The 6306-nt window shown below is 68.9% G+C and carries 6 protein-coding genes; 2 read left to right on the forward strand and 4 right to left on the reverse strand.

Going from position 1 to position 6306, the window contains the following annotated elements; all coding sequences use genetic code 11:
• Positions 1 to 124: 124 nt before the first annotated feature.
• Positions 125 to 1384, reverse strand: a complete 1260-nt coding sequence (locus tag ACI2L1_RS02225) for an Ig-like domain-containing protein (RefSeq protein WP_404737397.1) — start codon at positions 1382 to 1384, stop codon at positions 125 to 127.
• Between the two features lie 207 nt (positions 1385 to 1591).
• Positions 1592 to 1936, reverse strand: coding sequence for a hypothetical protein (locus ACI2L1_RS02230; protein WP_404737398.1), 345 nt, complete (start codon positions 1934 to 1936; stop codon positions 1592 to 1594).
• A 130-nt stretch (positions 1937 to 2066) separates the two neighbouring features.
• Here ACI2L1_RS02230 and ACI2L1_RS02235 point away from each other — a divergent pair, with 130 nt between their 5' ends.
• The gene (locus ACI2L1_RS02235) at positions 2067 to 2348 is read left to right on the forward strand and encodes an LPXTG cell wall anchor domain-containing protein (protein WP_404737423.1); all 282 of its coding nucleotides are present in this window, start codon (positions 2067 to 2069) and stop codon (positions 2346 to 2348) included.
• A gap of 52 nt (positions 2349 to 2400) precedes the next feature.
• Positions 2401 to 3174, forward strand: coding sequence for a hypothetical protein (locus ACI2L1_RS02240; protein ID WP_404737399.1), 774 nt, complete (start codon positions 2401 to 2403; stop codon positions 3172 to 3174).
• A gap of 48 nt (positions 3175 to 3222) precedes the next feature.
• Here ACI2L1_RS02240 and hutH read toward each other — a convergent pair whose 3' ends face one another.
• On the reverse strand, positions 3223 to 4791 hold the full coding sequence (hutH, locus tag ACI2L1_RS02245; protein ID WP_404737424.1) for a histidine ammonia-lyase: 1569 nt from the start codon (positions 4789 to 4791) through the stop codon (positions 3223 to 3225).
• An 81-nt stretch (positions 4792 to 4872) separates the two neighbouring features.
• Positions 4873 to 6021: a diguanylate cyclase domain-containing protein gene (locus tag ACI2L1_RS02250; RefSeq protein WP_404737400.1), complete on the reverse strand. Its 1149-nt coding sequence runs from the start codon at positions 6019 to 6021 to the stop codon at positions 4873 to 4875.
• Positions 6022 to 6306 lie beyond the last annotated feature (285 nt).

Raw genomic sequence — 6306 nt, forward strand, 5'->3', positions numbered from 1 at the left:
CCGAGGGCCAGGGACGAGCCGTCACACGGCTGTCAAAACGGGGGACTCACGGCGCTCGAGACACCGAGAGGCGGCCACCCTTCGGGGCAGCCGCCTCTCGATGTGTCCGGTCGAGCCGTGGCCGTCAGACCGCCGACCCCGCCTTCCAGTCCGCCCAGCTCAGGTTCCACCCGTTGAGCCCGTTGTCCGGGGCCACCGTCTTGTCGCCGGTGTTGGAGACGACCACCACGTCGCCGATGATCGAGTTGGTGTAGAACCAGTAGCCCGCCGTGCCGGTGTCGTTGGCGCCCTTGGTGTCGGAGAGGCCCACGCAGCCGTGGCTGGTGTTGACGTTGCCGAAGACGGACTTGGCGCCCCAGTAGTTGCCGTGCACGAAGGTGCCGGAGTTGGTGAGGCGGATGGCGTGCGGCACGTCCTTGATGTCGTACTCGCCCTTGCCGTCATCGTCGGTGAAGCCCACGGTCGCGCCGTTCATGCGCGTCTCCTTGAACTTCTCGGACATCACCATGACGCCTTCGTACGTCTTGTTCTCCGGCGAACCGGCCGATATCGGGATGGTCTTGATCGTCGCGCCGTTGTGCGTGATCTTCATCTGCTTGGTCTTCGCGTCGACGTACGAGACCTGGTTGCGGCCGATCTTGAAAGTGACCGTCTTCTGCTGGACGCCGTACACACCGGAGGCACCCTCGATCCCGTCGAGCGCGAGCTTCAGCGTGACGGTGGAGTTCTCCTTCCAGTAGTCCTCGGGGCGGAAGTCGATGCGGTTGGCGTTGAACCAGTGACCGACGACCTCCTGACCGCTGCTGGAGGAGACGGTGATGCCCTTCTGGACGGCCGCCTTGTTGGTGATCGCCTTGTCGAAGTTGATCGACACCGGCATGCCCACGCCGACGGTCGAGCCGTCCTCCGGCGTGAAGTTGCCTATGAAGCTGTTGGACGGGGAGACCGTCGTGAACGAGGCGTTCTCGTGGGCGACCAGGCCGTCGGAGTCCTTGGCCTCCGCGGCGACCTTGTAGGTCGTGGAGCGCTCCAGCTGGGCCTCGGGCTTCCAGCTGGTCTTGTCGGCGGACAGTTCGCCGGCCACCTTGGTGCCGTCGGTGGCCGTCATCGTCACATCGGTGAGCGTGCCCTTGCTCACGGTGACGGCGGCGGAGTTGTTGATGGAGGCGTTGTCCGAGCCGTCCTTGGGCGTGATCTTGATCTCGGCCGCGGAGCTCTTCTTCGCCGCCGCCTCGTCGGCCTTGGCCTGCGAGGTGTCGCCGCCGCTCGACGACGAGTCGCCGCTACTGGAACAGGCCGAGAGCACCAGCACTCCGCCGAGCAGTGCGGACGCGACCGTGAGGCCCCTGCGCCGCTTGCTGACCATTATCACACGCTTCTCCATCGTTGCCGAATCCCCAGAAACCCCGAGAGTCCCCGTCAATAAAAACTAAACGCTACGACCGGTTCGTCCCGTTCCACCTTCTGAGAAGGTGTGGGGCACACCACGTCCGCTGTGGCGGAGAGTGTGTCTGTCGGCCCGTGCGACCTCTGAGACGACGAAACCCCGGACGGCGGTTGCCGCCCGGGGTCACGATTTCCCCAAGCATGCTCAGCCGGCGGCCTCTTCTTCCTCGCCCTCCTCGACATCATCCTCGTCGAGGTCCCAGTCCGGCGAATCCGGGTCGTACTCGATGTGCTCGCTGCTCCAGGAGGCCTGGGCGAGTTCGACCCCCGGCACCTCCCCGACCAGGTCGAACGGGTCCACGAGGTAGGCGAGGGCCTCCGCAGTGTCTTCCGTCACAGCACTCTCGGCGTGTGTCCGCTCGTCGCCCGGCATGTCCGGATCGTTCGCGATCCGAGCCAGGGCCGCCCTGGTCACGGCCTCCCGGTCGTCGACCTCGACGACGAGTTCCACGCGAAGCCGTACAAAACGTGATGTCTCTTCAGTGCTCATGCCGGGAGCGTAAAGCCCATCGCTCCCGTGACTTTCCCGTGACCCGCGCCTTTCACTAACATCGCTCCACACGGCCAATTCGCCAGCGTCACAAGGGGATCGATATTCCGTGTCATCCGTTCGCCGTCCGTTGCTGACCGCCACCGCCGCGGGGACCCTTCTGGGTGCCCTCTGGTTCGTCCCGTCCGCCAACGCGACCCAGGACAACCCGGCGAGATCAGAGCCGTCAGTGCAGGCCACGGCACAGGCGCGGGTCACCACGACGAGCGCGGAGTCCTCCGGGGACGGCACCCAACTCGCCGACACCGGCAGCTTCGACACCACCCCGTACGTCGTCGGCGGCACCCTGTTCCTCACGCTGGGTGCGGGCTTCGTCGTCTATTCGGTACGCCGGGAACGCCTGGGCTTTTGAAGCCGCTTGTACTCGCTTGACGTTTTCTTGGCAGAACGTTCATAGTCCGCACATGAAGAGATCATCGAGGGCGCGCATAGGCGCCACGGCGACCGTGAGCGTGCTGTCGCTCGCCCTCATCACGGGATGCGGCGGGGGTTCGGACGACGACTCCAAGGAATCCGGCGCCTCCTCCCCGAGCACGACCGCCTCCACGACCGCGAAGGCGCTGAGCGCGGCCGAGTTGAAGAAGCTGCTGCTCGCCAAGGGCGATCTCGCGGGGTACGAGATCGACGCCGCAGACGAAAGCCTGCCGAAGTCCAAGAGCGAAGTGAAGACCGACAAGGCCGAGTGCACTCCGCTGGCCCACGCCATGGCGGGCCTGGCGCCGGGTGACACGGACGCGAGCGTGAGCTACACCCTCACGAAGAGCCCCACCGCCACCGCGTCCCCGGACGAGGCCTCCCTGGAGAACGCCCTCAACATCGAGATCACCTTCGTGGGCTTGTCCTCCTATGATGGGGACGGCGCCGAGAAGGCCGTCAAGGCCGTGTCCGACGCCACCGCGGCCTGCACCGGCGGCTTCACGATCAAGGCCCAGGGCGAGACCCAGAAGGTCACCAAGGTCGCTTCGGTGAAGGCCTCCGGCAAGGGCGACGAGTCCGTCGGGTTCTCCGTCGCCGCCGACATGGACGGCGAGGGCACGGCCACCATCAACACCGAGGTGGTCCGCGTCGGCAACACCGTCTCCTCGTACTACACGATCAACCTCGCCTCGCTCGACAGCGGCAAGGCGACGCCGGTCCCGACGACCGTCATCGACGCCCAGCTGGCCAAGCTCAAGTAACACCGAAGGGTCCCGCCGCAGTCGTACGGCGGGACCCTTTTCCCATGTCTAGCGCAGCGGCCCGGTCACGGCCTCCACCGCCGCGACCAGCCGCCCCTCCCGCACGAACACGTCGGCCGCGGCCAGGTCGGGTGCCAGGAACCGGTCGGGCCCCGGACCCTCGACCCCCGCCTTCCGTACGGCGGTGATGGCGGCCTGGGTCGCCGGCGCCGGGCTCAGGCCCTCGCGCAACTCGACGGCGCGTGAGGCGGCGTAGAGCTCGACGGCGAGGACCCGGGTGAGGTTGTCGACGGCGGTGCGCAGCTTGCGCGCGGCCGACCACCCCATCGAGACGTGGTCCTCCTGCATCGCGGAGGAGGGAATCGAGTCCGCGGACGCCGGCACGGCCAGCCGCTTCAACTCACTGACCAGCGCGGCCTGCGTGTACTGCGCGATCATCAGTCCGGAGTCGACCCCGGCGTCGTCTGCGAGGAACGGCGGAAGTCCGTGGGACCGGTTCTTGTCGAGCAGCCGGTCGGTCCGCCGCTCGGCGATCGACGCGAGATCGGCGACGGCGATGGCGAGAAAGTCAAGAACATAGGCCACCGGAGCACCATGGAAGTTGCCATTGGACTCCACCCGCCCTCCCCCAGAGCCAAGAGCCTGGGAGGTGCCCCCAGGCAGCACAACGGGGTTGTCGACCGCGGCCGCCAACTCCCTCTCCGCCACCAGCCGCGCATGCGCCATGGTGTCCCGCCCGGCCCCGGCGACCTGCGGGGCGCAGCGCACGGAGTAGGCGTCCTGGACCCTGGGCGCGTCGTCCTGGTGATGCCCAGTGAGCTCCGAACCCTTCAGCACGGCCAGCATGTTGGCGGCGGAGGCGCCCTGCCCCGGATGCGGCCGGATGGCGTGCAGCTCGGGAGCGAGCACCTTGTCGGTACCGAGCAGGGCCTCCAGCGACAGGGCGGCCGTGATGTCGGCGGACTTGTACAGCATCTCCAGATCGGCGAGCGCCATGACCAGCATCCCGAGCATGCCGTCGGTGCCGTTGAGCAGGGCGAGCCCCTCCTTCTCCCGCAGTTCGACGGGCGCGATCCCGTGCTCGGCGAGCAACTCACCGGCAGGCCGCACGACACCGTCAGGGCCCTCGGCGTCCCCCTCCCCCATCAAGGTGAGGGCACAGTGCGACAGCGGCGCGAGATCACCGGAACACCCCAGGGAGCCGTACTCGTGGACGACCGGTGTGATCCCGGCGTTGAGCACATCGGCCATGGTCTGCGCGACCTGGGGCCGCACGCCGGTGTGTCCCGAACAGGCGGTCTTCATCCGCAGGAACATCAGCGCCCGTACGACCTCACGCTCCACCCGCGGCCCCATCCCCGCGGCATGCGACCGCACGATGTTCCGCTGCAGCTGAGCCCGGAGTTCCTGGCCGATGTGCCGGGTCGCGAGGGCACCGAAACCGGTGCTGACGCCGTAGACGGGCTCGGGCTTCGCTGCCAGCGCGTCCACGATCCCGCGGGCCGCGGCGAGAGCGGCGACCGCCTCCTCGGAGAGCTCGACCCGGGCACCACCCCGAGCCACGGCAAGGACGTCGGACGCGGTGACTCCGGACGTCCCCACCACCACAGTGTGCATATCCATATTCAGGAGCGTACGCATTGAATGCCAGGATGTCACTACTGGGTAGGGGGTATGCCCCTTACACGGGGGGCCGCCTCACGGCCTGCGCCCCCGGAACTGCCGTCGCTCGGCCGTCCGTCCGGAAGGAGTCTCATCAGCCAGCCGTACGACGGGATCCTCGGCCCCTCCCCGCCCCGCGACGACCGGTCTGGCGGCCCGCTCGGCCTTGGCCCGGTACTGCGCGGCATCGGCGAGCCGGAAGAGCCGCCGGGCGGACCGCACGGGCCCGATGGGATCCGCGGTCGACGCGACCCCACAGGCCACCCCCTCCCCCAACTCCAACTCGCCGGCCCGACGGCAGAGTTCACCGGCGGCCATCACCACCTCGTCGGCGGACGGCCCGACCGCAAGCAGACAGAACTCGTCTCCGCCGAGCCGCGCGGCGAGGGCTCCCGGCACCATGGCACCGCACAAGGACAGCACCGACCCGAACCGCTCCAGCAGCCGATCACCGACGGCGTGCCCACGGGTGTCGTTGACCCGCTTGAGCCCGTTCAGATCGCACACCACAAGACTGACGACGACACCGTCCCGCTTGTGCCGCTCGACGGCCTCGTCCAGCCGCACATCGACAGCACGCCGATTGGCGAGCCCGGTGAGCGCATCCGTGAACGCCAGCCGTCTCGCCTCCTCCAGCCGCTCCGCCTGGGCGATACCCGCGGCCACGACAGCGGCCAGCACGGTGGCGAAGTCGGCGTCCTCCCGCCCGAACACCGGGTCACCGGCGCGCCGGGCCACGTACAGCTCCCCCCAGGCCCGCCCGTTCAGCACGATCGGAGCGACGACACAGCACCCACGCCCCCTCCTGCGCAGCGCGGCGACCCGCTGATGCACATACCCGGGCCGCACCCCGGCCGCCGGCCCCTCCGCCGTCTCCACCCAGGCGTTGGGCTCCCCGCCCCGGGCCCACCGCTCGTGCAGAAACTCGGTGATCTCCGGGAACTGGTGCACGGGATAGGCCTCGCCGTCGGGGAACTCCTCCTCACCCGCGGTCCGCTCCCCCACGTTCACCAGCACCCTGAGCCGCCCCAGCTCCCGCTCCCACACGGACAGCGCGGCAAAGCTCCCACCGAGCGCACGGCACGCACCGGCGGCAGCGGCCCGCCACGTCTCCCGCGAGCCGTGGGCCGCCGCCATGCCCTGCGCCAACGCGACGACCGCGGCCAGCCGGATGTCCTCACCCATCACTCCAGGTTAGGGAGGATTCGGGCGGGGGCCCGGGTGTGGTTGGGCCGTTAGGGGATACGCGCCGATGGCTGTGCCACGTGAGGCCGTCGAACAGCTGCGGCCCGGTGGGGGCTGATCGCGCAGTTCCCCGCGCCCCTAGGTGGGGACGGTGTACGCACCTTTAGCCGCGTACGGCGCGCAGGGGCCGGGGTGGGGGGTGTCCGCCCGCAGCGGCCGGCGTCCGTTACCGAGCAACTGTTGAAGCAACAGCACCCGCCGGACCGAGGACGGACACCCCCCACC

The sequence above is a fragment of the Streptomyces sp. NPDC019531 genome, from assembly GCF_044903305.1.
In the GTDB taxonomy this organism is placed as follows: domain Bacteria; phylum Actinomycetota; class Actinomycetes; order Streptomycetales; family Streptomycetaceae; genus Streptomyces.